At 70.1% G+C, this 24,301-nt stretch carries 25 protein-coding genes, 1 tRNA gene and 1 pseudogene; 8 read left to right on the top strand and 19 right to left on the bottom strand.

The window, feature by feature from the left end; genetic code table 11:
• Positions 1-127: 127 nt before the first annotated feature.
• Positions 128-265: a hypothetical protein gene (locus AB0O28_RS38315; protein WP_363647656.1), complete on the bottom strand. Its 138-nt coding sequence runs from the start codon at positions 263-265 to the stop codon at positions 128-130.
• 70 nt (positions 266-335) lie between these two features.
• On the opposite strand from AB0O28_RS38315, the gene AB0O28_RS38310 reads away from it, so the two are divergent.
• Positions 336-1,106 carry a hypothetical protein gene (locus AB0O28_RS38310; protein WP_363647654.1) on the top strand — a complete coding sequence of 257 codons (771 nt, stop codon included), beginning with the start codon at positions 336-338 and terminating at the stop codon, positions 1,104-1,106.
• Positions 1,107-1,214: 108 nt separating this feature from the next.
• On the opposite strand, the gene AB0O28_RS38305 is transcribed toward AB0O28_RS38310, so the two are convergent.
• The 6 genes and pseudogenes from AB0O28_RS38305 to AB0O28_RS38280 all read right to left on the bottom strand — a co-directional run bounded on the left by AB0O28_RS38305 (position 1,215) and on the right by AB0O28_RS38280 (position 4,466).
• Positions 1,215-1,676 (bottom strand): YgjP-like metallopeptidase domain-containing protein, encoded by a 462-nt coding sequence (locus tag AB0O28_RS38305; protein ID WP_363647660.1) that lies wholly within the window; start codon positions 1,674-1,676, stop codon positions 1,215-1,217.
• Positions 1,677-1,727: 51 nt separating this feature from the next.
• The gene (locus tag AB0O28_RS38300; protein ID WP_363647652.1) at positions 1,728-2,303 is read right to left on the bottom strand and encodes an AAA family ATPase; all 576 of its coding nucleotides are present in this window, start codon (positions 2,301-2,303) and stop codon (positions 1,728-1,730) included.
• Positions 2,304-2,307: 4 nt separating this feature from the next.
• Positions 2,308-3,024: pseudogene (gene istB, locus AB0O28_RS38295) on the bottom strand (IS21-like element helper ATPase IstB).
• Positions 3,025-3,187: 163 nt separating this feature from the next.
• A complete protein-coding gene (locus AB0O28_RS38290; RefSeq protein ID WP_363647650.1) occupies positions 3,188-3,787 on the bottom strand; it encodes a hypothetical protein in 600 nt (199 codons plus the stop codon).
• On the bottom strand, positions 3,772-4,233 hold the full coding sequence (locus tag AB0O28_RS38285) for a hypothetical protein (RefSeq protein ID WP_363647648.1): 462 nt from the start codon (positions 4,231-4,233) through the stop codon (positions 3,772-3,774). The genes AB0O28_RS38290 and AB0O28_RS38285 overlap by 16 nt, the downstream gene beginning before the upstream one ends.
• Entirely contained in the window at positions 4,230-4,466 is a 237-nt protein-coding gene (locus tag AB0O28_RS38280) for a hypothetical protein (protein WP_363647646.1), read from the bottom strand. The genes AB0O28_RS38285 and AB0O28_RS38280 overlap by 4 nt, the downstream gene beginning before the upstream one ends.
• 191 nt (positions 4,467-4,657) lie before the next feature.
• On the opposite strand from AB0O28_RS38280, the gene AB0O28_RS38275 reads away from it, so the two are divergent.
• A complete protein-coding gene (locus tag AB0O28_RS38275; RefSeq protein ID WP_363647644.1) occupies positions 4,658-5,161 on the top strand; it encodes a hypothetical protein in 504 nt (167 codons plus the stop codon).
• 296 nt (positions 5,162-5,457) lie between these two features.
• On the opposite strand, the gene AB0O28_RS38270 is transcribed toward AB0O28_RS38275, so the two are convergent.
• Positions 5,458-5,530 (bottom strand) — tRNA-Asn (locus AB0O28_RS38270).
• A 271-nt stretch (positions 5,531-5,801) separates the two neighbouring features.
• On the opposite strand from AB0O28_RS38270, the gene AB0O28_RS38265 reads away from it, so the two are divergent.
• Entirely contained in the window at positions 5,802-6,101 is a 300-nt protein-coding gene (locus AB0O28_RS38265; RefSeq protein WP_363647642.1) for a YtxH domain-containing protein, read from the top strand.
• A 110-nt stretch (positions 6,102-6,211) separates the two neighbouring features.
• Here AB0O28_RS38265 and AB0O28_RS38260 read toward each other — a convergent pair whose 3' ends face one another.
• From AB0O28_RS38260 to dnaG, 5 genes are all read right to left on the bottom strand, one after another.
• Positions 6,212-7,123: a hypothetical protein gene (locus AB0O28_RS38260; RefSeq protein ID WP_363647640.1), complete on the bottom strand. Its 912-nt coding sequence runs from the start codon at positions 7,121-7,123 to the stop codon at positions 6,212-6,214.
• Between the two features lie 36 nt (positions 7,124-7,159).
• On the bottom strand, positions 7,160-7,663 hold the full coding sequence (locus AB0O28_RS38255; protein WP_363647638.1) for a hypothetical protein: 504 nt from the start codon (positions 7,661-7,663) through the stop codon (positions 7,160-7,162).
• A 106-nt stretch (positions 7,664-7,769) separates the two neighbouring features.
• Positions 7,770-8,498, bottom strand: coding sequence for a glyoxalase (locus AB0O28_RS38250; RefSeq protein ID WP_363647636.1), 729 nt, complete (start codon positions 8,496-8,498; stop codon positions 7,770-7,772).
• A 161-nt stretch (positions 8,499-8,659) separates the two neighbouring features.
• Positions 8,660-9,799 (bottom strand): RNA polymerase sigma factor RpoD, encoded by a 1,140-nt coding sequence (gene rpoD / locus AB0O28_RS38245; protein WP_363647658.1) that lies wholly within the window; start codon positions 9,797-9,799, stop codon positions 8,660-8,662.
• Between the two features lie 146 nt (positions 9,800-9,945).
• Entirely contained in the window at positions 9,946-11,868 is a 1,923-nt protein-coding gene (gene dnaG, locus AB0O28_RS38240; RefSeq protein ID WP_363647634.1) for a DNA primase, read from the bottom strand.
• Between the two features lie 145 nt (positions 11,869-12,013).
• Here dnaG and AB0O28_RS38235 point away from each other — a divergent pair, with 145 nt between their 5' ends.
• Positions 12,014-12,868 carry a M23 family metallopeptidase gene (locus AB0O28_RS38235; RefSeq protein WP_363647632.1) on the top strand — a complete coding sequence of 285 codons (855 nt, stop codon included), beginning with the start codon at positions 12,014-12,016 and terminating at the stop codon, positions 12,866-12,868.
• A 36-nt stretch (positions 12,869-12,904) separates the two neighbouring features.
• Here AB0O28_RS38235 and AB0O28_RS38230 read toward each other — a convergent pair whose 3' ends face one another.
• Together AB0O28_RS38230 and ppdK are read right to left on the bottom strand one after the other, a co-directional pair.
• A complete protein-coding gene (locus AB0O28_RS38230; protein WP_363647630.1) occupies positions 12,905-14,209 on the bottom strand; it encodes a deoxyguanosinetriphosphate triphosphohydrolase in 1,305 nt (434 codons plus the stop codon).
• A 148-nt stretch (positions 14,210-14,357) separates the two neighbouring features.
• Positions 14,358-16,994: a pyruvate, phosphate dikinase gene (gene ppdK, locus AB0O28_RS38225; protein ID WP_363647628.1), complete on the bottom strand. Its 2,637-nt coding sequence runs from the start codon at positions 16,992-16,994 to the stop codon at positions 14,358-14,360.
• Positions 16,995-17,406: 412 nt separating this feature from the next.
• Between ppdK and AB0O28_RS38220 the strand changes: the two genes are divergently transcribed.
• Positions 17,407-18,894 (top strand): alpha/beta hydrolase, encoded by a 1,488-nt coding sequence (locus AB0O28_RS38220; RefSeq protein WP_363647626.1) that lies wholly within the window; start codon positions 17,407-17,409, stop codon positions 18,892-18,894.
• Positions 18,895-18,970: 76 nt separating this feature from the next.
• Here AB0O28_RS38220 and AB0O28_RS38215 read toward each other — a convergent pair whose 3' ends face one another.
• Together AB0O28_RS38215 and AB0O28_RS38210 are read right to left on the bottom strand one after the other, a co-directional pair.
• The gene (locus tag AB0O28_RS38215; RefSeq protein ID WP_363647624.1) at positions 18,971-20,356 is read right to left on the bottom strand and encodes a glycine--tRNA ligase; all 1,386 of its coding nucleotides are present in this window, start codon (positions 20,354-20,356) and stop codon (positions 18,971-18,973) included.
• Positions 20,357-20,517: 161 nt separating this feature from the next.
• The gene (locus AB0O28_RS38210; RefSeq protein ID WP_363647622.1) at positions 20,518-20,835 is read right to left on the bottom strand and encodes an antibiotic biosynthesis monooxygenase; all 318 of its coding nucleotides are present in this window, start codon (positions 20,833-20,835) and stop codon (positions 20,518-20,520) included.
• A gap of 119 nt (positions 20,836-20,954) precedes the next feature.
• Between AB0O28_RS38210 and AB0O28_RS38205 the strand changes: the two genes are divergently transcribed.
• From AB0O28_RS38205 to AB0O28_RS38195, 3 genes are all read left to right on the top strand, one after another.
• Complete coding sequence (locus AB0O28_RS38205; protein WP_363647620.1) at positions 20,955-21,377, top strand: DUF6703 family protein; 423 nt, start codon at positions 20,955-20,957, stop codon at positions 21,375-21,377.
• 48 nt (positions 21,378-21,425) lie between these two features.
• Positions 21,426-21,815, top strand: coding sequence for a transcriptional repressor (locus tag AB0O28_RS38200; protein ID WP_363647618.1), 390 nt, complete (start codon positions 21,426-21,428; stop codon positions 21,813-21,815).
• 75 nt (positions 21,816-21,890) lie between these two features.
• Positions 21,891-22,439 carry a CGNR zinc finger domain-containing protein gene (locus AB0O28_RS38195; protein WP_363647616.1) on the top strand — a complete coding sequence of 183 codons (549 nt, stop codon included), beginning with the start codon at positions 21,891-21,893 and terminating at the stop codon, positions 22,437-22,439.
• Between the two features lie 30 nt (positions 22,440-22,469).
• Here AB0O28_RS38195 and AB0O28_RS38190 read toward each other — a convergent pair whose 3' ends face one another.
• Both AB0O28_RS38190 and recO read right to left on the bottom strand, forming a co-directional pair.
• Positions 22,470-23,282, bottom strand: a complete 813-nt coding sequence (locus AB0O28_RS38190) for an isoprenyl transferase (RefSeq protein ID WP_363647614.1) — start codon at positions 23,280-23,282, stop codon at positions 22,470-22,472.
• A 30-nt stretch (positions 23,283-23,312) separates the two neighbouring features.
• Entirely contained in the window at positions 23,313-24,104 is a 792-nt protein-coding gene (recO, locus tag AB0O28_RS38185; RefSeq protein ID WP_363647612.1) for a DNA repair protein RecO, read from the bottom strand.
• Positions 24,105-24,301 lie beyond the last annotated feature (197 nt).

Below are 24,301 nucleotides of genomic sequence, written 5' to 3'. Positions count from 1 at the left end.
ATCGCTTTCGTGGTCGGCGAGGGGGTAGCGGTGGCGGTGAATGACCCGGTGCCCGAGGTGACTTGCTCCCGCGACAGTCTCCGCGATCTCCCCTGGTTTGTCCGCCGGATCCGCACACCGGCGGCTTTCAGATCTCCAGCACAGCGAGGCTCTCTCCCACTCGTGCGGTCGCGGGGTGGTCTCGGCCGTAGCGGTGGCACAGTTCGTCGTACAACTCGGCGAATGTGAGGTGGGCACCGACGAGGTCGCCGGAGCGCCTCTCCATCTCGCCGATCTGGCGGCGTAACTCCAGCGTCCGCTGGTCGCCGGTTGTACTCCTGGGTAAGGCGGTGTGAGTGGAAGAGACGCTGGCAGAGCTCCTCCGGTCACCGGTCGGCCGCAATGCGGCCTACTGGGTGCAGTGGGCCGATGAGTGGCGCAGGTCCCGCGACTTCTGGGACCTGTACAAGATGTGCGTTCTGGCGGCGCTGAGATTGTCTGAGGGCGACGACACGCCGGAAGAGGTGTTCGACGGCGAGCGGTGCACGCTCGACGCGGTCCGCCTCGTCGCGGAGGTCCTGGAGTCGCACCCGCTCGCACGCCGTCTCGCCGGCGCGTCTTCGCCGCAAATTCATTTCGGCGACCTTCACGTACGTCGGACGCCTCGGGCGGATACGGGAGCGCCGCCGCCGCCCTCGACTGGCCGCGTCGTCGTGAAGCCGCAACGGGTCTTTTGGACATCGTCACTGGTTGACCGGGGGCATAGCTCCTGGCAGGCGGCCATCGAGAGTTCCCACGTTCCCGTCGACCCCGCTGAACTGACCGAATACTGTCTACTTTTCGAGCCGCGGAACGTGAGGATCTTCACGATCGACGGTCCTGCCGATGACTGGTCGTTGGTGAGCAGATACGCCACATGTGACAACGGTCGGCATCTAGTGGATTGGGGTGCCCTCGCCCGCGAATACGACGCTGTGCACCTCACCTTCCGCGGGCTCCTGACCGCGCAGGGCGTTCTGATCGAGAAAGGGCCTGCGAGCTTCGTCCTGCACGGATGGGACGCCGAGAGCGTCGCCTGGTTCAACTGCCGGCACTTCGGCGAGGCCGTCACCAGAACCCGCCGCTGAGGGGGAACCCTCAGGGATGAGATGCCGGAGTAGCCGCTACACGGGCGATGGCCGGACAGGATGAGGGGTCCCCGTCGCTTGAGTTCACCCCATGGCCGTTCCGCCTCGTCAGCGTCCTTCCTCGGGCAGCCACAGGTCGGGGCCGAGCCGGCGCAGGCGCTCCCGGCAGTCCTCGTAGCCGGGCAGCACCCGCTCCACCAGCCGCCAGAACTCCGCGCTGTGGTCGTGCCTGAGCAGGTGGGCCAGCTCGTGCACGAGCACGTAGTCGATGAGCGTGGGCGGCAGCTGCATCGTCGCCCAGTGGATGTTGACCTTGCCGTCCGATGAGCAGGACCCCCAGCGGTAGCCGAGCGGCAGCACGCGCAGCCCGGTCACTTCGACGCCCATTCTCTGTGCCCACGGTCGGATGCGCCGCTTCAGCCACGACTCGCCGACCCGGCGATACCAGCGGACCAGGTCCCGCGCGCCCCCGCTCCGGCCCAGCTCCAGCCGTCCGCGGATCAACTGGTTTCGTTCGTGAGTTTCGACCGCACTTGGCGGGCGGGACCGTGATTTTTGTTCGCGGGAAATGACCGCACCCTGGGCCCCGCCAGGGCCCAGGTCTTCCGGGCTCTGTAGTGGCTAGCGCAGGAATTCGGATCGAAGGCGGTCGAAGGCTCGGGGTGTAGGGAGCTGGTCAAGGGACTGCTTGATGGTCAGGGCGCAGTCACGGGGGCTGGTTGCGGTGGTGTCACATTCGATGTCATAAGCGCCGTAGGAGTGGACCTGCCGGAGCTGGGCGGCTGCCTGTCCGGGCTGCCGGTCGCCGCGTTCCTTTTCCCGGCGTGCCAATTCCTGTTCTGAGCAGCGGACGCCGATGAAGACGACGTCCAGGCCGCTGAGGACGGTGAGGCAGTCCAGCAGGCGCCACTGCTCGCTGAGGACGTAGTCGACGACGAGGTCGTTGCCGGCCTGGGCCATGCCCGCGACCGCGCGGTGGAAGCCAGCCCGTGTCCGGGCCAGGACGGCGGCCAGTTCGCCGGGATCCAGCTCCAGCGTGCGCTGGCGGGCGCGCATCGCGTTGATGGCATCGACGGGCAGGTGGAAGAAGGGGCGATCCAGGACGAGCAGGAGCTGCCCGGCGATGCTCGACTTGCCTGAGCTGGACGTCCCGTTGAGGAAGAGAACCTGCCCGGTCCGGGCTGCTGTGAAGCTCATGGCTTCATTCTGGCCGGGGCTTGAAGAGGTGCTCGCCGTCGCTGTCGCCGAGGAGGAAGGTGAAGCGGTCGAGGTCGGCGCGGAAGGCGTCCGGCCCGTAGGCGGGATGGCCGATGTAGCTGAGCAGCGACGCGGCGAGGCGATAGGAGTGGGTGCCAGTCTCGATGATGTTGCCGCCGAAGGTGAGGCGGTCGACGATGGCGGCGCACAGGCGGGGGTCGGTGAAGGTCTTGGTCCAACCGCTGAAGGACTCGTTGGAGGCGATCGCGACGCTGGCTTTCTCTTCTCTTTTGGTGAGGACCTGGAAGAGGAGTTCGGCGCCGCGGCGGTCAAGTTCCATCTAGCCGAGTTCGTCGACGCACAGCAGGTCGACGCGGCCGTAGCGGGCGATGGTCTTGGTCAGCTGCTTGTCATCGGCGGCCTCGACGAGCTCGTTAACGAGCTTGGTCGCCAGGGTGTAGCGGACACGGTAGCCGGCCATCGCGGCCTCGGTGCCCAGGGCGATGAGCAGGTGGGACTTGCCGGTCCCGGAATCGCCGATCAGGCACAGCGGGAGCCCCTTTTGGGCCCAGTCGCGGGTGGCCAGGGTGTTGATGACGGCGGGGTCGATGCTGGGGTTGGCGTCGAAGTCGAAGGAGCGCAGCGATTTGTCCCGGGGGAACCCGGCGGCCTTGATGCGCCGCTCGGAGCGTCGGCGGGCGCGGTCGTCGCACTCGGCCATGAGCAGTTCGGCGAGGAGCCGCGGTAGGACGTCTGCTCGCGGGCGGCGGCATCGGCCAGTTCGGGGAACTGGGTGCGGATGGTGGGCAGACGCAGCAGCCGGCAGGCCTGGTCGACGGCGGCGTCGGCGGCCTGCTCGGTCATTGCGCGGCGGGGCTTGAAGGTCATGGCCGGGCGTTTCCTTCCTGCGCGGTTCGGGTTCGGCGAAGCACCTGGTCGTAGGCGGTGACCGATGGCAGCGGCCGGGTCTCGGGAGGCAGCTTCTCGATGCGGCGGGCGGCCAGGGACGTGACCGCGGACGGGGCTGACAGCGTGGATGCTGTGTGGTCGGCGGTCGGTCGGCCGCCGGCCTCGTCGGGGGCCTTGCGGGCCTCCAGCGCGACGGCGTCGGCGGTCAGCGCCCCGGCTCGCAGCGCCGCGGCCAGGCCGGCGACGACGTGCTCGCCATCCATGTGACGGTGCAGCAGCAGGACCTCGACCAGCGCCCGGGTACCGGCGGCGTCGCCGTGGGCCTTGCGTGCGGCGGCCCACCAGGCGTCGTGGACAGGCGTGAACTTCCCGGCCGCGCGGGCCTGCTCCAGCGCGGTCGATCCGGGCAGCGCGCCGCGGACCAGCACCTCCAGGTAGTGGTCCAGGTCCAGGCGGGCGTCGGACCTGCCGGGCAGCCGCTCATGACGGGCGACCTCGGCATGGCCGTCGTAGATGACCAAATCCGAGGCGTGCAGCAGCACCCGGACCCGGCGTCCGATCAGCCGAACCGGCACCGAGTACTTGTTGGTCCGGACCGTGACCTGTGCGAACCGGTCAACCCGGGGTGTGAACCAGCGGCCGGTCTCAAACGGATCTTCCGGCAGCCGCAGCAGCGGCCGCTCGATGGCCAGAACAGATCGGCGAGCCGTTTGCGCGGCTGACGGCCGAGATCCAGGACGAGCGCGTAGATGATTCCGTAGGCACGGGCGGCATCGGTGTCGAAAGGGATCGGATCAAAGGTGGATTCCGCCCACTGCAACAGCGCCTGCCGAACGGCTCGTGCGTCGGCGGTCTTGGCCGCGTGAGGACCGGCTGCGAGTTCGGCCATCGAGATGGAGCTGATCGCCGGACGCAGGTCGCCTGGCCGACAGTCGAGGGCGTCAGCGACGTGCAGCTCGTCGAGTCGTTCCAGATCGATAATGGCGGAGGTGTCCGGCAACAGGTTGTGAGGGTCGCTCACTGGCCATCCCCGAGCAGGGTGTCCTGATCGATCACAGCATCGACGTCACTGCGGAACTCGGCGTAGTCGATGCGGGGCAAGCGGGCCGCCGTGCGCCTGACTTCGCTCCACGGCACGAAGGTTTGGCGACCGCTGACCAGCCGGAGCGCGTGCGCCCGGACCTCGACCAGCTGATCTGGAGTCAGCCGCTCGACGAGGTGGTGTACGTCGTCGTAGTCGTGTGCGGCAGTCATGCCTTCGAGTCTACGCACCAGCCCCGCCCCGGCGAATATGAACACTTCAAGTCAGAGGCTCATCACGATACGTAAAGTACCCGTGTTTGCTGGGAGCCCGGAGTCAGGCCGGGACTACCGAGGGGTATCGCGTGCCCAGCCTTCCCGTTGCCGTCTCAGCGCAATCCGTGTCCCCGCTGCCGCATGGAGCGATGCTCGTGGAGCTCGGTGACTTCTACGGCGGGGAGCGGCGCAAGCTTCTGGTGCGCCTGGCCGTGCCGGGCATCGCCACGCTCGGCCTCGCCACGGTCGCCGAGATCACGCTGACCTGCTTTGCCACGCAGAGCCTGACCACCTACACCGCCGCCCTGCCCATAACCGTCAACGTGGTTCCGGGAAACGAGGCCGCGGGGCGGATCCCCGACCCGGTGGTCCGCGCCGAACGCCTCTTGCAGGACGTGCAGGACGCCAAGCGGCAGGCGTCCGACGCCCTGATCGAGGGCGACGTCGACCGGGCCATGCATCTCCTCACGTCGAGCGCGCTCACCGTTAAGGAGGCCATTTCGTGGGCGCCGAACTGCGACGAGTTGGCCCGGGAGGCCGAGGAGCTCGGCCTCTACGCGGCCCGCGCCAGAAGCGACACCAACCGGGTCTCCAAGACGATGCGCGCGAGCTGGCACACCAGCAACCGCAAGCGCGGCCGCACCAACGAGTGACCGCTGTCTGGAACGCGCCCTTGCACCGCCGGCGCGGCTGCTCATCCTGATCACTCACACGCAATCGGGAGCCCCCATGGCTGAGGATGACCTGCGGTACCGTCCTTGCCCCACGGACCTGGCGTGGCTGGATCAACTTCGACAAGTCGTGTCCGGTCGTCGGGGAACCGGCAGCGGCGCCCTCGGCACCGCCAGGGCCGGCGGCCAGAGGCCGGCGACGCAACAGGACGTTCGACGCATCGGCCACACGAAAACCTCGGGGCGGTGGTCTGTGACCACCGCCCCGAGGTGACTTGCTCCCGCGATAGGACTCGAACCTATAACCTGCCGGTTAACAGCCGGCTGCTCTGCCGATTGAGCTACACGGGATCGTGCTCTGTACTGCGGTTACTGCGGTTACTGCCCTGCTCCGCTCGTTCCGGCCTTTCGGCTTTCCTTGCGGCGCGGAACTAGATTAGCGCACTCCGGGGGGTGTCTGTCACATCGAAATCGTCCGCGAGTCGCCGGGTCTTGATCGGCGTACGGCAAAGAGCGCCCGGACGGCCCGGGAACCCGCCCGGGCAGGGCCGGATCGGCTGCTGTTGGATAGAGACAGGCCCTCGGGGTAGGGGGGCGGGGAACACGAGCGCGGAGGTGGAAGATGCGATACAAGGCGATGTTCGCCACCGGGCTGGCCGTCGGCTACGTCCTCGGCACGCGGGCCGGGCGTGAGCGCTACGAGCAGATCAAGCGTTTCGCGCAGCGGTTCGCGGACAGCCCCACGGTGCAGGAGGCGGCGGGGCTGGTGGGCGCCCAGGCCTCGAAGGTGGCGGGCAAGGCCAAGGACCTCGCGGGCGACAAGGTGCCGTTCCTGAAGAAGACGGAGACCTGGGAGTCCGACAGGACCGACCGGGTCGGCACGGCCACCGGCTGGCCGGCCGGCGCCGACCAGATCCCCTGAGCCGATCCCCGGCAGACCATGCTTCGATGGCGGCCGGCGGGCCGCGGGAACGGACGGCGGGGCCCCCGCCGCCGGCCGTGGCCCGCCCGCACGGCCGCGGCGGGACGCTCTCACGAACGGAACAGGTCGACGACGTCGTCCCCGTAGGGGTCCCGCGCGGTCCTGCCGGTGCGCGGAGCCGTGATCGAGGCTTTCACGTCCCAGCTGAAACGGGTGGAGACGGCGACGGACTCCGCCGGATACCCCGTGCCGGGCCGCCACACCGCCTGGACCACGATCGGCTTCCCGGTCAGGTCGGTGGCGATCCCCCAGAAGACGGTTATCGCGCGGTACCGGGGATCGAGCCGCCCTCCGAGCATCGTCCGGAACGGCTTGGACATCGCGAACAGCTTGCCGAAGGTGGTCGTGCCGCGATAGCTCCACGTCTTCTTGACCGCGCGGTCGTCGGCGTCGTGGACCGCCGATCCCGGCCTGCTGCTCGACGCGGAGGCGACCAGGGCCCTGAGCGTCCCGAGGTCGAAGGCGTCGATGATCTGGTCACCGTACAGGGCCGCGCCACCGGGCGCCTTCCCGATCTTCGCCCACGACGTGCCGCCGTACGCGGGGCCCGCGCCGTAGAGCACACCGCCGACGCTGCGCACCCGAAGTGCCGCCAAGCCGACGCGGGCGAGGTCACCCGCGCGCCGGTCGCCGCCGGCGGCGTCCTCTCTCAGGAACTGCAGACTGCAGTTGTCCCACAGCATCGACCGCTTCACGTCCGCGGCCACGACCCCGCCGGGGCCCAGCCGCGCCATACCTGTCAGGTTGGGGTCGCTGCTCCCGCCCTTGCAGTAACCACGGGGCAACTCGTCCAACCGCGAGTCGCGCGGCCAGGCGACCGACGCGTGCTGGAAGATCTTCACCGGGCTGCCCTGAGCCTCAAGCCGCCGCACGGCGGCCACCACGTCGACCGCCGCCGCCTGCGCGGGCACCGGCAGGGCCGCGATCCCGAGCACGGCCGCCATCGTCACTCGCCATCTCATGCGAGGTGATCATGCCATGGACAGGCCGTGCCGTCGTCAGACGCCGAGGCTGCGGCGCACCTCCTCCAGCGCCTGCTCGGCGTGGGCGCGCAGGCCCGGGTCGTCGGCGTCGAGCCCGGGGTCGAAGATGAACTCCCAGCGCGGGGTGTCGTAGCCGGGAATGCGGCGGGCGACCAGGCGCACTCCCCCGCGGCCGTTGATGGTCACATGGCGGCTCGCGACGATCGTCGAGGTCACCCTTTCGCGGATGGTCTCCGGCAGTCTCCCCGGTTCCGTCAGGAGGGCCCGGTGGACGGCTCCGTCCGTCATCGTGACCGTCACGCCCTCCTCGTCCCACACGGCCTTGTCCATCAGGTGCCAGGGCAGGCGCGGCCCGTCCGGCAGGTGCAGCGCCCGGGTGGTGGCGACGATGTGGCCGCCCTCCGGCGTCAGCGCGTGGCTGATCGGGCGCTCGCCGCTGTCCAGCGCGAGAGCCGTACGGACCTCACGGGGCAGCCTGGAGCCGAACAGGCGGGACAGCGAGGGCTTGGGAGGAGTCAAGGAACACCGCCAGCGTACGACGACCGTTAACACCCCCGAGGCTATCCGGCGGCCCGGTCACCCCCTCGTACGGCGCCGGGCGCGAGGGCCACGGATTCCTCCGCGGTCAGGGGAGCCACTCCTGGAGCCCGGTGAGATGCCCGAGCTCCGACTCGACGCGCCGCCTGTCGTCCGCGGTGAGCTCCAGAGCACGCAGATCCGCCAGCCAGGGGTCGGCAGGCTCACCCAGCGCCGTGGCCAGGTCGACGAGGTGACACAGGGCGATGGCCCGCTCGACCGGCGCCGCGTCCGCGCCGTGCCTGCGCACCGCGGACTTGAGCGCACGGAAGGCCTGCAGATCGTCGTTTTTGAACTCGCGCAGGATGCGGGCGTTGTCGAGCGCCCTGGACAGGCCCGTCAGCTTCTTCGAGCCGCCGTACTCCAGCTCGGCCGGCTCGTCGCGCTGGATGAAGATGATCGAGTTCCCGGACGGGTCCATCAGCGTGAACCGGGACGCGCCGGGCCGGTAGCGGGTGATCCGCGGTAAGCCGGAGCTCAGCACCTTCCCGTAGGCCCGGCGCATCGCCGCGACGAACGTCGCGTGGTACGGCGCCACGGCGTCGACCATGACCAGGCAGGCTCCGGACTGCTCCCGGGCCGGATCCAGGTCCTTGGGCGCCGGTCCGAAGTGCAGCTGGAATCCGCTCCACCGCAGCGCCACATAGACATAGGGCTTGCTTTGCTTGTAGGTCGCCTCGAATCCCAGCGCCTCATAGAACGCCAGGGTCTCCTCCACCGACACGCACGGCATCAACGGCACTGTCGTCTCGTTCGGCCGGACCGCGGGCTCACTCACGTCATTCACCTTCCGGATCGCTCGGCTTCCAGGTCGCCCGCGATGCTCGCAGCCTTCGACATGAGCCGCATATGGATCGTTCCATGGGTCCGTCTCACGGTCGGCACCGCAAACGCGTCGAGCGCCCCCCGAGGGAGGCGCTCGTCCGCGGTCCGAGAGCGTCAGTCCAGGTAGTCCCGGAGCATCTGGGCCCGGGTGGGGTGGCGCAGCTTGGCCAGCGTCTTGGACTCGATCTGGCGGATGCGCTCACGCGTCACACCGAACTCCCGGCCGACCTCCTCCAGCGTGCGGGGGTGGCCGTCGGAGAGGCCGAACCTTAGCTGGATGATCCGCTGCTCGCGCTCCGAGAGCGTGGCCAGGATGTCGTCGAGCTGGTCCTGCAGCATGATGAAGGCCGCGGCCTCCATCGGCACCACGGCGTCGGCGTCCTCGATGAAGTCGCCGAGGTCGGAGTCCTCCTCCCCGATGGGCGCCTGCAGCGAGACCGGCTCCTGGGCGATGCGCTGGATCTCCACCACGCGGTCGACGGGCAGGTCCATCTCGGCGGCGATCTCCTCGGGGGCCGGCTCCCGGCCGAGGTCCTGGTGAAGCTGCCGCTGCACCCGGACCAATTTGTTGATCGTCTCCACCATGTGCACGGGAATCCGGATGGTTCTCGCCTGGTCGGCGATCGCCCGGGTGATCGCCTGGCGAATCCACCAGGTGGCGTAGGTCGAGAACTTGTATCCCTTGGTGTAGTCGAATTTCTCGACCGCCCGGATGAGACCGAGATTGCCCTCCTGAATAAGATCCAGGAACAGCATTCCGCGGCCCACATAGCGCTTGGCGATGGAGACCACGAGCCTGAGGTTGGCCTCGATGAGCCGCTGCTTGGCGCGGACGCCTTCCCACACCAGGTCTTCCAGCTCCGGCCGGGCGAACCTGGCGGCGGGACTCTCGCAGAGCTTGTCCTCCGCGAACAGGCCCGCCTCGATGGCCTTGGCCAGCTCCACCTCCTCTTCGGCGGTGAGCAGCGGGACCCTGCCGATCTCCCTGAGGTAGATCCTGACCAGGTCGCTGGTCGGAGCGCGTTTGCCGATATCCTCCTCGTCCGGCTTGCCGGGCTCCTCGTCGCCTTGCGGCTCGAGGACCTCAACCCCGTTCTCGGCGAGCATCCGCACGACGCGCTCCAGCGCGTCAGCGGGCAACTCGGATCGGTCGAGCGCGGCGGCCACGTCCTCAACCGTGACGCTCCCGCGTTCCCTTCCCTTCGCGACAAGGTCCGCCACCTGATCTACCGATGGCGGCCTGCTTGGCAGCACCGATGCACCCACGCAACACAGTGTGCAGGAAAGGCACCTCTAAATGGCAGGCCTATTTTTGTCACTCAAGGTAAGGCGGAAGTCAATACCGAATCGAGATCAAAACATATGTTTGGCGACTGTGAGATCTGGAAAGGGACGTTTATTCAGGCCCCGCTGGCGCGTTCTCGCAACACCCGTCGCTGCTGTTCCAGCGCCACGAGTTCGCCGAACAGCCGGTTGTACTCCTGCTGCTCGTCGACCGGGTTGAGCCGCTGCAGCCGCGACTTGACCTGGGCGACCGCCCGGCCCACCGCGACCTCCTGGATCTTGGCCAGGACGGCGGCGCCGTACCGCTCCTCGACGTTGACGTCGGCCCGCACGGCCTCGACCGCGAACCGGGTGACGAGCGGCTTCAGATCGGCGCCGGGGCCGTCCGGCGTCCCCGCGTCCGCCTGCTCCAGCAGCCGGTCGACCCACTCGCGCCCGCCCGGCCCTCCGGCGACGGTCCCCCCTGCCGCCAGGACGAGCTCGTACAGGGCGACGTGCTCGGGCAGGGTGAACGCCGCCGCGCCGAGCGCGTCGAACTCCGGCCCGAGCAGCGCGGGCCGCTGCACGGCGAGCTTGAGCGCCTCCGCCTCCAGGCGGACGGCCGGGTCCAGAGGCTCCTGTCGCACCGGGGCGGACCGCGCCGGCGCCGCCGCCGTCCGGCCCGTCTGGCGGTGTCCGGGAGCGTGGGCGCCCTCCTGCGCGCGCCCCGCGACCTGCTGTACGCGCTGGATGACGAAGCCCTCGTCCATGAAGCCGAGCCAGCGGTCGAGGTCCACCACGTAGGTCTTGCGCAGCCCCGGGTCCTTGATCGAGGCCACGACGGGCGCGGCGGCGTCCAGCGCGGCCAGACGGCCCTCGTTGGTGTTGAGGTCGTAGCGGGACAAGGTGCTGCGGATCGCGAAGGCGAACAGCGGCTCACGGCTGGCGATCAGGTCGCGCACGGCGGCGTCGCCCTGCTTGACCCGCAGGTCGCACGGGTCGAGGCCGTCGGGCTGCACGGCGACGAAGGTCTGCGTGACGAACTTCTGCTCGTCCTGGAACGCGCGCAGAGCGGCCTTCTGCCCCGCCGAGTCGCCGTCGAAGGTGAAGATCACCTCGCCCCGGAACTCGGCCTGGTCGAGCAGCAGCCGGCGCAGCACCTTGATGTGGTCCTCCCCGAAGGAGGTGCCGCAGGTGGCCACCGCGGTCGGCACTCCGGCCAGATGGCAGGCCATGACGTCGGTGTAGCCCTCGACGATGACGGCCTGGGTCCGCTTGGCGATCTCCCGCTTGGCGAGGTCGACGCCGTACAGCACCGAGCTCTTGTGGTAGATCGGGCTCTCTGGGGTGTTCAGGTATTTGGGGCCGTCGTCGGAGTCGAGCAGCTTGCGCGCGCCGAAGCCGATGACGTCTCCGGTGATGTCGCGGATCGGCCAGATCAGCCGGCCGCGGAACCGGTCGACGGGACCCCGCCTGCCCTCGCGGGCCAGCCCGCCCTTGATCAGCTCCTGGGAGGTGAACCCGCGGGCCATGAGGTGCCGCGACAGCGCCTCCCACTCGTTGGGCGCGTAGCCGACCCCGAAGTGCTCGGCGTCGGCCCGCTCGAAGCCGCGCTCGGACAGGAACCGCCGCCCCGGAGCCGCCTCCGGGGCCGCCAGCCTCTCGGCGTAGAACTCGGCGGCGGCGCGGTGCGCCTCGATCAGACGCAGCCGCTCGCCCTGCTCGCGCCCGGGCACGTAGCCGCCCTGTTCGTAGCGGAGCTGGATCCCGGCGCGCTGGGCGAGCCGCTCGACGGCCTCGCTGAACGTCAGATTCTCGATCTTGCGGACGAACGTGATGACGTCGCCGCCCTCGGCGCAGCCGAAGCAGTAGTAGTAACCCCTGGCCGGGGTGACGTTGAAGGAGGGCGACTTCTCGTCGTGGAACGGGCACAACCCCTTCAGGTTGCCCCCGCCCGCGTTGCGGAGCTGGATGTGCTCGCCGACGACGTCGGCGATCGGCGAGCGCTCCCGCACGAGCGCGATGTCCTCGTCACTGATCCGACCGCTTCGCCCTGCCACGCTGGCGAGTCTAGAGCCTGCCTCCGACAGCCCGGACGCCCCGCCGCCAGGGCGCCGACATGTCACGACTTTCCCGAATCGGTCGTGATGCGGGACTTGGTCCGTTACAAAGGAAAGGTTCGGTAACGTCGACCAGGTGGAGATCATGCGATCGGGGAGACTGGCCGCCCTCGCCGGCGCCGCGTTCCTCGCGGCGTCCTGCGGCGCGCCCGCCGGAGTCGCGGGAGTGAGCACGCTGCCGCCGACGCCGCCGCCGCCGGGGAACGGCATCACGGCCGCGAGCGCCGGCTCCCGGCCCGGCCGTGTCCCGCCTCCGCCCGGGGACACGCCGGTGCGGGTCCCGCCGCCGAAGATGTCCTCCTACACGTACGCCTTCCCCGTGAAGGGGTGCAAGGCCTCGTACGCCCGCAAGCTGCTCGTGCTCCCCAAGACCGTGATCTGGGCGAGAAAGGGCTGCGCGTTCGTGTCGCCGGTCGACGGAGTGGTCCAGGAGGTCAACGTCAACAACCTCTGGTCCCCCTCCACCGACCGCGGCCCCGACCGCGAGGGCCGTTTCGTCACCGTCAAGGGCGAGGACGGCGTGCTGTACCTCGGGGGCCACCTCGACTCGGTGGAGGAGGGTGTCAAGCCGGGCACCAAGGTCAAGGCGGGGCAGGCGCTCGGCCGCGTCGGCAACTCCGGCAACGCCCGCGACACCGCGAGCAACCTCTACTTCGCCATCTCCTGGCCGGTCTCGTCCCAGTACTGGTGGGTGCGCCGGGGCGTGGTGCGGCCGTGGCCCTACCTGGACGCCTGGGACGACGGCAACCCCACCGTCTCCCCGCGCAAAGAAATGATCACCCTGCGCAAGCAGATGGGCGAGACCCCGCCCTGCACCCAGCTGTGCGCGTCCAAGCAGACCACCACCCCCACTCCCGAGCAGACCAAGCCTCCCGTGAAGAAGAAAAAGAAGAAGAAGAGCGGCGCGGACGACGACACCCCCGTGGTCATCCCTCTCTAGCCGGGCGCTCTGCAAGGCCGGCCGGCGCGAACGGCGTCAGCCGGCCTTGAGACGGTGCGGGGCCGCCGACAGGCGGCGGTGCCAGCCCATGGCGGAGGCGTCGGTGAGCGAGGCGATCTGGTCCACCACCGCGCGCAGCCGCCCCGCGTCGTCGGCGGCCTGCTCGAACTGCGGCCGCAGAGCGGGCTCCAGCGTCGCCGGGGCGCCCCGCAGGATGAGCTCGCCCAGCTCCGCGATGATCTCGCGCTGCCGGGACTGGACGGCGTGGTGGGCCTCACGGGACATCACGTAGCAGGCCGTCACACCCTTGAGCAGCGCGCACTCCAGACGGGTGGTCCTCGGCACCACCAGGTCCGCGTCGTACCGCCCCGGAGCGCCCCGGCCGCCGGGCCCGGGGCGGCAGCCGTACGCCTCGCGCGTGGCGTCCTGCGCGGCACGGCACAGCCGTCCGATGAGCGCGCTGGTCAGTCGTTTCAGCGCGGCGAGGTCGGCGAGCCCCGCGTCGAAGGCGGCCGGCCACAGCGGCTCGGAGAGCAGCCGGGCGAAGGTCTCCGACAACTCCTCCAGGCCGGCGTCGGGCGCGTACCACTCCCTCGTCACGCGGCACACCTCCAGCCGCTCCTCCGGGTCGCGCAGGGCCGCCATCGTGACGTGGCCGCAGGTCAGCCCGTCCTCCAGGTCGTGCACCGAGTAGGCCACATCGTCGGCCCAGTCCATGACCTGCGCCTCGAAGCCGACCGCGTAGTCGGGCGCGCCCTCCCGCACCCACCGGAACACCGCGAGATCGTCGGGGTAGACGCAGTACGGCTGGCCCTCACGGGCGAGCGGGACGCCGGGGACGCGGCAGGAGGAACCGGCCCAGGGATACTTGCAGACCGAGTCGAGCGTCGCCCTGGTGAGGTTGAGCCCGGCGCTGCGGCCGTCCTCGGTGATGACCTTGGCCTCCAGCCGGGTCAGCAGGCGCAGGTTCTGCGCGTTGCCCTGGAATCCGCCGCACGGCGCGGCCAGGTCGTTCAGCGCGACCTCCCCATTGTGGCCGAACGGAGGGTGGCCGAGGTCGTGGGCGAGGCAGGCGGTCTCCACCAGGTCGGGGTCGCAGCCGAGGACCTTGCCCATCTCCCTGCCGATCTGCGCGCACTCCAGGGAGTGGGTCAGCCGCGTACGGGGGCTGTGCAGGCCGGTGCAGTCGGCGGGGGCCACCACCTGCGTCTTGGCGGCGAGCCTGCGCAGCGAGGCGCTGTGGAGCACGCGTGCCCGGTCGCGCTCGAACGCGCTCCGCTCCGGGTTGCCCGGCGGCTCCGGCACCCACCGCGCCTGGTCGTGCTCGTCGTAGCGGGCCATGCGTCCTCCCTCCTTGCGCAAACGCCCCGTGACAGCGGGGACTGGAGCGTACCCACGAAGGTCCGGTTTCACGACAGATGCGGTAGAGCGATGGGAGATTGCCGTGCCGGCGTGATCCCCGCGGCCGAGCGGCGGCGGGTCCGCCGGCTCATCGCGCGTCGGATTCCGCGCAGGTCAGCGCGGCGCGGCCGGCCTCCAACCGGGCCACCGGGATCCGGAAGGGCGAGCAGGAGACGTAGTCGAGGCCGATCTCCTGGCAGAAGTGCACCGAGTCGGGGTCCCCGCCGTGCTCACCGCAGATGCCGAGCTTGAGATCGGGCCGGGTCCGCCTGCCCTCCTCGACCGCGATCCGCATCAGCCGGCCGACGCCCTCGCGGTCGACGGACTCGAACGGCGAGACCCCGAAGACGCCGAGGTCGAGGTAGGTGCCGAAGAACGCGCTCTCCACGTCGTCACGGGAGAAGCCCCAGGTCATCTGCGTGAGGTCGTTGGTGCCGAACGAGAAGAACTCGGCGGCCTCGGCGATCTGCCCGGCCGTCAGCGCCGCCCTGGGCACCTCGATCATCGTGCCGATCGCCGCCTCCACGCCCGCCTCGGCGAGGATCCGCTCCGCCTCCTCCCGGACGATCTCCAGCTCCTGCACCGCGCCGACCAGCGGAATCATGATCTCGGCCCGGGCGCCGCCGGCCCGCCGGGCCGCCGTGGCGATGGCCCGCACCTGCATGGCGAACAGGCCGGGGATCGCCAGGCCGAGCCGTACGCCGCGCAGGCCCAGCATCGGGTTCTCCTCGTGCAGCCGCTTGACCGCGTCGAGAAGCCGGCGGTCGCGGTCGCCCGCCCGATCTCCCGCCAGGGCGACCTTGACGGCGAGCTCGGTGAGGTCGGGCAGGAACTCGTGCAGCGGCGGGTCGATCAGCCGGATCGTCACCGGCAGCCCGCGCATGGCCGTGAAGATGCCGGTGAAGTCGCCGGTCTGCAGCGGTTCGAGCGCGTCGAGCGCCGCCTGCCGCTCCTCCGGCGTCGTGGCCAGGATCAGGTCCTCCACGAGCCGCCGCCGCTCCCCCAGGAACATGTGCTCCGTACGGCACAGCCCGATGCCCTCGGCGCCGTAGCGGCGGGCGCGGGCGGCGTCCTCGGGAGTGTCGGCGTTGGCCCGCACGGCGAGCCGGCGGACGGAGTCGGCATGGGTCATGATCCGGTCGACGGCCCGGACGAGTTCGTCCTCGGCGGGCCCGCCCTCGAAATACTCGGCGACCGGCGAGGCGGTGACGGGAACCTCACCGAGGTACACGGCGCCGGAGCCGCCGTCGATCGAGATCACGTCGCCCTCGTTCACGACGACCCCGCCGGGCGCGGTGAAGCGGCCGGCGTGCGTGTCGACGTCCAGCTCCTCGGCCCCGCACACGCAGGTCTTGCCCATGCCGCGGGCCACCACGGCGGCGTGCGAGGTCTTGCCTCCCCTGGAGGTGAGCACGCCGTGGGCCGCGATCATTCCGGCCAGGTCGTCGGGGTTGGTCTCCCTCCGCACGAGGATGACCGCCTCGCCCCGCCCGGCCAGCTCGACCGCCCGCTCGGAGCTGAAGACGGCCCTGCCCGCCGCGGCGCCCGGCGAGGCGTTCATGCCGGTGGTCAGCTTGCGGTTGCCGTTCGTGGCGGAGAACCGGGGGAACATGAGGTGGGCGAGCTGGTCGCCGGTGACCCGGGTGACCGCCTCGTCCATGTCGATCAGGCCCTCGTCCACCAGCTGCGTGGCGATGCAGAAGGCGGCCTCGGCCGTTCGCTTGCCGACCCGGGTCTGCAACATCCACAGCGTGCCGCGCTCGATCGTGAACTCGATGTCGCACAGGTCGCGGTAGTGCCGCTCCAGCGTCCCCATGATGCCGATGAGCTCGCGGTAGGCCTGCGGATTGATGGTCTCCAGCTCCTGCAGGGGGACGGTGTTGCGAATGCCGGCGACGACGTCCTCGCCCTGGGCGTTGCGCAGGTAGTCGCCGTAGACGCCCTGGCGTCCCGAGCCGGGATCACGGGTGAAGGCGACACCCGTGCCGGAGTCGGGGCCCATGTTGCCGAACACCATCGCGACGACGTTGACGGCGGTGCCGAGGCCGGCGGGGATGCGCTCCTGACGGCGGTAGAGGATCGCGCGCGGGGCGTTCCAGGAGTCGAAGACCGCCCTGACGGCGAGGTCCATCTGCTCCCGGGGGTCGGAAGGGAAGTCCCGGCCCGTCCGGGCGCGGACGACGCCCTTGAAGGTCTCGACCAGCCGCTGGAGGTCGGCGGCGTCGAGCTCGGTGTCGTCCCGCTCGCCCTTGAGGTCGTCCATCGCGTCCTCGAACAGCTCGCCGTCGATGCCCAGGACGGTCCTGCCGAACATCTGGATCAGCCGGCGGTAGGAGTCCCACGCGAAGCGGTCGTTGCCCGACTGCTTGGCCAGCCCGAGGACCGAGTCGTCGTTCAGGCCGATGTTGAGGACCGTCTCCATCATTCCGGGCATCGAGAACTTGGCCCCCGACCTGACGCTGACCAGCAGCGGGTCGTCCGCCTGCCCGAGGCGCTTGCCCATCCGCATCTCCAGGGCGGCGAGACGCTCGCCGATCTCCCCCTCCAGCCCGTCGGGCATGCGGCCGTCACCGAGGTAGCGGCGGCACGCCTCGGTGGTGATCGTGAAGCCGGGAGGCACGGGGAGGCCGAGGTTGGTCATTTCCGCCAGATTGGCGCCCTTGCCACCGAGTAGGTCTTTGAGGTCCTTGTTGCCCTCGGTGAAGTCGTAAACGTACTTCGGCATGCGACGCTCCTTCGCCGGCTTCGATGAAACCGCAGACGCGGTCCGCAACCGGACTGTACCGAGGAAAAGCAGCACCAAACATCACCCTTCGCCACATAAGACGTTCAGGCAGGTGAGAGGTATTGCAGAGGTCTAATCCAATCAAAGATGCGACATTTGTTCGGGCTCCCGAACTGGTGTAAACCAATTCGCCACCGAGGACGGCGCGAGAACCTCGTGCCGCACGAGAGGAAATGGTTCAGACCATTGCCCGGTAAGACGCGGTTCCGGTGAGTCGGCGGCACACACACGACGGCGTGCGATATAAACGAGACACCCTCCGAATACCGTCGAATGCGGAGGGTCATCAGTGTCGCGAGCGGTGTCGCCGGGGGTATCGACGCCAGTGGTATCGGCGCGGGCATCGGCGCGAGTGACGGCGCCGCGAAGGTTCTGGCCGGCGCTGGCGGCCGCGGTCGCCGGGTTCGGCGCGATGGCGGCGACCGCCGGCTGCGGGGGCGCGAAGGTCACCCCGGACGACTACGCGTCGGGCATGCCCTCCCTGTCCTGGAAGGCGTGCGGGGAGACCGCCTCCTCCTCCGGCTTCGAGTGCGCCACTCTCCAGGTGCCCCTCGACTACGCCAAGCCGGAGAGCAGGAAGATCGGCATCGCCCTGGTCCGGCTGCCGGCCACCGACAAGAACCGGCGGATCGGCTCACTGGTCTTCAACTTCGGCGGTCCCGGCGGCTCCGGCGTCACGACGCTCATCAACGCGGCCCACGCGTTCTCCACCCTGAACACCCGCTACGACCTCGTCAGCTTCGACCCGCGCGGCGTGGAACGCAGCAGCGGCATCCGCTGCCTCAGCGGCCCGCAGATGGACCAGTACATGAGCAGGGAGCCCAGCGAGAGCGCCGGGGCCGAGACCAAGCTCATCACCGAATTCGCGCAGGGGTGCGAGCGCAAGGCCGGCTGGATCCTGCCGTACGTCGGCACGGTCAACGCGGCGCGCGACATGGAGGCGCTGCGATCGGCCCTCGGCGACCCTCGCCTCAACTTCTTCGGTTTCTCCTACGGCACCCACCTCGGGGCGGTGTACGCCACGCAGTACCCGAAGAAGGTGGGGCGGATGGTGCTCGACTCCGCGGTCGACCCCTCCGTCACCATGCTCGACATGGCCAAGACACAGGCCCTCGGCTTCCAGAAGGCGTACGAGGACTACCTGGCCGACTGCACCAAGACGCGGACGAGCTGCCCGCTCGGGGCCGACACCGCCGCCGCCAACGCCACCGTGCTGCGGCTCCTCGACACCCTGGCGCGCACCCCGGGGAAGGTCGGCTCGCGCACGGTCACCGAGGACGTGGCCAGGGCGGCGATCACCCAGGCGCTCTACAGCAAGCTCACCTGGCCGCTGCTCACCGAGGCGCTGGACGAGGCCAGGAAGGGCAAATTCGACGGCCTGCTCGCGCTGGCCGACCAGTACGCCGGGCGGCAGCCGGACGGCACCTACTCGACCCTGCAGTTCTCACTGCCGTCGGTGCTGTGTGTCGACAGCACCGACCGGCCGTCGGTCGCCCAGGCGGAGGAACTGGCCCGGCGGCTGAAGAAGCGGAGCCCGATCTTCGCGCCGACCGCGATCAGCGCGGGCTCGTGCAGCGTGTGGCCGGTGCGCGGGGACGACGCCGCCAGGCACGTCGACGCCACCGGGTCCGATCCCATTCTGGTGGTCGGCGTGACGAACGACCCGGCCACGCCGTACCAGTGGGCGCCGCGGCTGGCCGAGCAGTTGCGCACCGGCGTGCTGCTGACGCTGAACGGCGAGGGCCACGGCGCGTACGGCCAGAGCCAGTGCATCGACGACAAGGTCAACGCGTTCCTGCTGGAGGGGAAGGTCCCGGCCGACGGGACGCGCTGCGGCTGACGCCTATGGCGCTGTCTGCTCGTACGGCGAAGGCCCCGCCCGGACGTTTCCGGGGCGGGGCCTTCGCTCGTGGGGATCAGTCGTTGAGGTGCTGGCGCAGGTACGACTCGACCTGGTCGAGCGCGACCCGCTGCTGGGCCATGGAGTCCCGCTCGCGGATCGTCACGGCCTGGTCCTCCAGGGTGTCGAAGTCCACCGTGATCGCGAACGGCGTGCCGATCTCGTCCTGGCGGCGGTAGCGGCGGCCGATGGCGCCCGCGTCGTCGAAGTCCACGTTCCACCGGCGGCGCAGCCGGGCCGCGAGGTCACGGGCCTTCGGCGACAGGTCGGCGTTGCGCGACAGCGGCAGCACCGCGACCTTGACCGGGGCCAGGCGGTGGTCGAGCCGCATCACGGTCCGCTCCTCCATCACGCCCTTGGCGTTGGGCGCCTGGTCGACGGTGTAGGCGTCGAGGAGGAAGGTCAGCGTCGCGCGGTCCACACCGGCCGCCGGCTCGATGACGTACGGCACGTAGCGCTCGCCCGTCTCCTGCTCGAAGAACGACAGGTCGGTCCCGGACGCCTTGCCGTGCGCGGTGAGGTCGAAGTCGGTGCGGTTGGCGATGCCCTCCAGCTCGCCCCACTCACCGCCGGTGAAGTTGAAGCGGTACTCGATGTCCACGGTCCGCTTCGAGTAGTGGGACAGCTTCTCCTTCGGGTGCTCGTAGAGCCGGAGGTTGTCCTTGTTGATGCCGAGGTCGACGTACCAGCGCAGGCGCTCGTCGATCCAGTACTGGTGCCACTCCTCGTCCGTGCCCGGCTTGACGAAGAACTCCATCTCCATCTGCTCGAACTCCCGGGTGCGGAAGATGAAGTTGCCCGGGGTGATCTCGTTGCGGAACGACTTGCCGACCTGCCCGATGCCGAACGGGAGCTTCTTGCGGGCCGACTGCTGGACGTTCAGGTAGTTGATGAAGATGCCCTGGGCGGTCTCCGGCCGCAGGTACGCCAGGCCCGACTCGTCCTCCACCGGGCCGAGGAACGTCTTCAACAGGCCGCTGAACTGCTTGGGCTGGGTGAAGGCGCCCTTGTTGCCGCAGTTCGGGCAGGTGATGTCGGCCAGGCCGCCCGCCGGCTCGCCGCCGTGCTTGGCCTCGTACGCCTCGACGAGATGGTCGGCGCGGTAGCGCTTGTGGCACGACTGGCACTCGGTGAGCGGGTCGGTGAAGGTGTCCACATGGCCGCTGGCCTGCCAGACCTCGCGGGCGAGGATGACGCAGGAGTCGAGGCCGACGACGTCGTCGCGGCCCTGCACCATGGCCTTCCACCACTCGCGCTTCACGTTGTTCTTGAGCTCGACACCGAGGGGGCCGTAGTCCCAGGACGCCCGCAGGCCTCCGTAGATCTCGCTCGACGGGAAGACCAGCCCGCGGCGTTTGGCGAGGCTGACGATCGTTTCCATGACGTCGGTGCGACGTGCCATCAGTGGAACTCCATCCGGCTGGGTGTCGGCGTTGAGATCGGGGACAGCGGGTGCGCTGCCGACTGAGGCGGGCGGGCCGGCGGGCCGCCTGCCGGCGGCGGGACGTCCGGCCACCTGCCCGGATCTGTGCTCAAGCTTAGGGGAATCCGGCGCCCCCGCGCTCAAGCCTTGCCCGCGGTGCCCGCACTCGCCCCCTCGCCCGGCAGCGTGTATACGCCCTCGAAGGCGCCGGGCTCGTTGATCATAAGGGTCATCAGCGGATACATCACCATCCGCGCCGCGGACAGGGCGCGCCGGTAGTAGCCCGCGCCCTCCCACTCGCTGACCACCGCCCACAGGGCCGGCTCGTCCACGGACCTGCCGATCTGCCCCCGCAGGTATCCCGGCTGCGCGGCCAGCAGGTCGAGGATGGCGCGCGCCTGGGCGGCGAACTCGTCGGCGCGGGCGCCCGGCACCGAGTAACGGATCACGGCGAGCATGCCGCCCAGCATGCCACCCCTCCCGTACGGCCCACCGGGGAGGGGCGACGCGGACGGAAGAGGGCGGCGGGCAAGACGACGGGGCGAGGATCGCGGAATTCAGCACTAGGCTCAAACGCGTGGGAAGCGAAACCGAACCGCCGCGCCGACAGGTGCCGGCCCATCCTCTGGCGAGGAAGCCTCCCGCCCGCGGGAGCGCGGCGTCCCCACGGGTGCGGCGGCCGCTGCCGCCTGGCGAGCAGTTCTTCACGCCCGGCGCCACCGGGCTGCGCGCGGCGGTCGAGCGTAAGAGCGCCGCACCGCTGGTCTTCCTGTTCCAGCAGCCCCGCTGGCTGGTCCCGCTGGTCCTGGTGGCCCTGCTGATCGCCGGACTGGTCGTGCCGGACTGGCGGGGCGGGCTGGCCGTGCTGCCGGTGCTCGCGTTCATCGCCTGGCTGGCCTACATGTCGTGGCCGTCGCTGCGCCCGGTGGGCCGGTTGCTGCGTGTGGCGGTCGGCACGTTCCTGGTCCTCCTCGCCGCCACCCGTTTCGGGCTGATCTGACGCGAACCGGCCTAGTCTGATAGGTCGTAGCCGTACACAGGAGTCCTGATGACGAAGAGCCGCGACGCCGTTCACGAGGTCCTCCGCCAGAGCCGGGGGTTTCGCAGCGCGCAGGACGTGTTCGCCGAGATGCGCGCGGTCGGCTCGAAGATCGGCCTGACGACCGTGTACCGGGCGCTCCAGTCGCTCTCCGACGCCGGCCGGGTCGACGTGCTGCGCACCGACGAGGGCGAGTCGGTCTACCGGGCCTGCCAGACCGACACGCATCACCACCACCTCGTGTGCCGGGTGTGCGGGCGCACGGTGGAGGTGGCCGGACCGGACGTGGAGCGCTGGGCCGAGGTCGTCGGGGCCGAGCACGGCTTCATCGACGTCACCCACACCGTGGAGGTCTTCGGCACCTGTTCCTCGTGCGCGGAGGCGGCGGGAAAGGGCTGACCCCGCCCCGCGCGGGCCGCCCGAGAGGTACGCTGCCTGCGCCGCGACAAGCCCGCCGCGACAAAAGGAGATGGCGTGCCGTTCAGCCATGACACGGTGTACTCGCTGGCGACGGTGGTGGACCTCATCAACACCGGCGCCGGGGACCACGACGGGCTGGCCGAGGTCGGCGATCTGGAGGAGTTCGTCCGCAGGCGGGAGGTCAGCGGAGTGGAGGCGCTGACCGGGCGGGACCTCGCCGAGGTCCGGGCCCTGCGTGAGGAGTTCCACGCCGTGTTCACCGCACCGGACCAGCCGACGGCGGTCGGCCTGCTCAACACGCTGCTGGAGCGCACCCGCATCACGCCGCACCTCGCCGAGCACGACGGCCATCCCCTCCACGTCCACTACTTCGCGCCGGGCTCGTCGGTCGCCGAGCACCTGGCCGCCGACTGCGGCGTCGCGCTCGCCCACGTGCTCGTGGACAACGAGCGGGATCGCCTGCGCACGTGCGCGGCGCCCGACTGCTCCCACGTCTTCGTGGACGAGTCGAGGAACCGCTCGCGGGTCTACTGCGACAGCCGCACCTGCGGGAACCGCATGCACGTCGCCGCGTACCGGGCCCGCCGCCGCGACGCCTCCTGACAGGGCGGGCCCCCGGCGCGGCCGGGCCGGCTACCGCGCCGTGCCGGAGTTCTGCACCAGGCCGGAGTCACGGGCCGCCTCGTTCGGGACGGCCCCGCCGTATCTGCGGTCGCGCTTGGCGTAGATCTCGCACGCCTGCCACAGATCCCGCCGGTCGAAGTCGGGCCACAGCCGGTTGAGGAAGACCATCTCGGCGTACGCGGACTGCCAGAGCAGGAAGTTGGAGGTGCGCTGCTCGCCGGACGAGCGCAGGAACAGGTCCACGTCCGGGATCTCCGGCTCGTCGAGGTAGCGGGCGAAGATCTTCTCCGAGACCTTGTCGGGCTTGACCCGCCCGGCGGCGATGTCGCGGGCCAGCCTCACCGCCGCGTCCACGATCTCGGCCCGGCCGCCGTAGTTCACACAGAACTGCAGGGTCAGCGTGCTGTTGCCGACCGTCATCCGCTCGGCGTCCTCGAGCTCCTTGATCACGCTCTTCCACAGCCGCCCGGGACGCCCGGCCCAGCGGACCCGTACGCCCAGCGCGTTGAGCTGGTCGCGCCGCCGCCGGATGACGTCGCGGTTGAACCCCATGAGGAAGCGCACCTCGTCCGGCGACCGCTTCCAGTTCTCGGTCGAGAAGGCGTACGCCGACAGATAGGGGATACCGAGCTCGATCGCGCCCTCGATGACGTCGAACAGCGACGCCTCGCCCATCTTGTGCCCCTCGGTCCTGGGCAGCCCGCGCGTCTTGGCCCAGCGTCCGTTGCCGTCCATGACGATCGCCACATGTCGCGGCAGCAGGTCGCGCGGGATGGCGGGCGGGGTCGCCCCTGACGGGTGCGGAGAGGGAGGACGGACCATGTTCCGAGGGTATTGGGTCCTGGCCGGTCCTCAGGCGCGCGAGATGTGCGGATCCGGTGCGGATTCGGCGGGGAACGCCCCCCCGGATCCGGGCCACTCGCGTTCCACATGACGCAGTGAGCGGATGCCGTGCTCCAGGTGCCACTGGAGGTACGCGGCGACCAGGCCGCTGCATTCGGCACGGTGCCGGGACTCCGAGGCGTCGGCGGCCGCCCAGTCGCCGCGCAGCAGGGCGATCATCAGCGCGATCGTCTCCGCGGCGGGCACCGCCGCGCCGGCCGGGCGGCAGGCGCCGCACACCACGCCGCCCGCGACGATCGCGAAGGCGCGCACGGCCTCCGCGCCGCACCGGGCGCACTCCGACAGCGCGGGAGCGTAGCCCGCCACGGCCAGGGAGCGCAGGAAGAACGCGTCGAGCACCAGCCGGGCCTCGTGGCCGCCCTCGGCGAGCGTGCGCAGGCCGCCGACCAGCAGCAGGAACTGGCGCAGCGCCGGCTCCTTCTCCCCCGCCGTCAGCCGGTCGGCCGTCTCCAGCATCGCGGAGCCCGCGGTGTACCGCGCGTAGTCGGCCACGATCGCCTCACCGTACGGGTGCAGGGTCTCGACCTGGGTGATCACGTCGAGGGACCTGCCGCCGTGGAGCTGCAGGTCGACGTGGGAGAACGGCTCGAGGCGCGCGCCGAACCGCGACATGGTCCTGCGCACGCCCTTGGCCACGCCGCGGACCTTGCCGGTGCGCCGGGTGAGGATGGTGATGATGCGGTCGGCCTCGCCCAGCTTCTGGGTGCGCAGCACGACGCCCTCGTCCCGGTAGAGGCTCACCCCGCCATCGTAGGGGCGTGTGCGGCCGGCCGCCCCGCCTGAGCGGGCATTCACCCAGCTATCGAAGGGCAAGAATGGTGAAAATTCGGTAATGATCCGGCGACGATGCCCGGCGACGAACCCGTCTCAAGCTGTACATCAAGGGCACGTGCGGTAAACCTGGGGTGCATCGGCTCATACGAAAGGTCACTAAGCTT

The organism is Microbispora sp. NPDC088329 (assembly GCF_040685655.1).
Lineage (GTDB): Bacteria > Actinomycetota > Actinomycetes > Streptosporangiales > Streptosporangiaceae > Microbispora.
The sequence above is the reverse complement of the archived record's forward strand: the minus strand, read 5'-3'. Positions and strand labels throughout refer to the sequence as shown.

What these genes read in the sequence shown, in the direction of transcription:
- AB0O28_RS38315 (WP_363647656.1), bottom strand. Translation starts at nt 265, where the DNA reads ATGGAGAGGCGCTCCGGCGACCTCGTCGGTGCCCACCTCACATTCGCC.
- AB0O28_RS38300 (WP_363647652.1), bottom strand. Translation starts at nt 2,303, where the DNA reads ATGAGCTTCACAGCAGCCCGGACCGGGCAGGTTCTCTTCCTCAACGGG.
- AB0O28_RS38280 (WP_363647646.1), bottom strand. Translation starts at nt 4,466, where the DNA reads ATGACTGCCGCACACGACTACGACGACGTACACCACCTCGTCGAGCGG.
- AB0O28_RS38275 (WP_363647644.1), top strand. Translation starts at nt 4,658, where the DNA reads ATGCTCGTGGAGCTCGGTGACTTCTACGGCGGGGAGCGGCGCAAGCTT.
- AB0O28_RS38265 (WP_363647642.1), top strand. Translation starts at nt 5,802, where the DNA reads ATGCGATACAAGGCGATGTTCGCCACCGGGCTGGCCGTCGGCTACGTC.
- AB0O28_RS38260 (WP_363647640.1), bottom strand. Translation starts at nt 7,123, where the DNA reads ATGAGATGGCGAGTGACGATGGCGGCCGTGCTCGGGATCGCGGCCCTG.
- AB0O28_RS38235 (WP_363647632.1), top strand. Translation starts at nt 12,014, where the DNA reads ATGCGATCGGGGAGACTGGCCGCCCTCGCCGGCGCCGCGTTCCTCGCG.
- AB0O28_RS38230 (WP_363647630.1), bottom strand. Translation starts at nt 14,209, where the DNA reads ATGGCCCGCTACGACGAGCACGACCAGGCGCGGTGGGTGCCGGAGCCG.
- ppdK (WP_363647628.1), bottom strand. Translation starts at nt 16,994, where the DNA reads ATGCCGAAGTACGTTTACGACTTCACCGAGGGCAACAAGGACCTCAAA.
- AB0O28_RS38215 (WP_363647624.1), bottom strand. Translation starts at nt 20,356, where the DNA reads ATGGCACGTCGCACCGACGTCATGGAAACGATCGTCAGCCTCGCCAAA.
- AB0O28_RS38210 (WP_363647622.1), bottom strand. Translation starts at nt 20,835, where the DNA reads ATGCTCGCCGTGATCCGTTACTCGGTGCCGGGCGCCCGCGCCGACGAG.
- AB0O28_RS38200 (WP_363647618.1), top strand. Translation starts at nt 21,426, where the DNA reads ATGACGAAGAGCCGCGACGCCGTTCACGAGGTCCTCCGCCAGAGCCGG.
- AB0O28_RS38190 (WP_363647614.1), bottom strand. Translation starts at nt 23,282, where the DNA reads ATGGTCCGTCCTCCCTCTCCGCACCCGTCAGGGGCGACCCCGCCCGCC.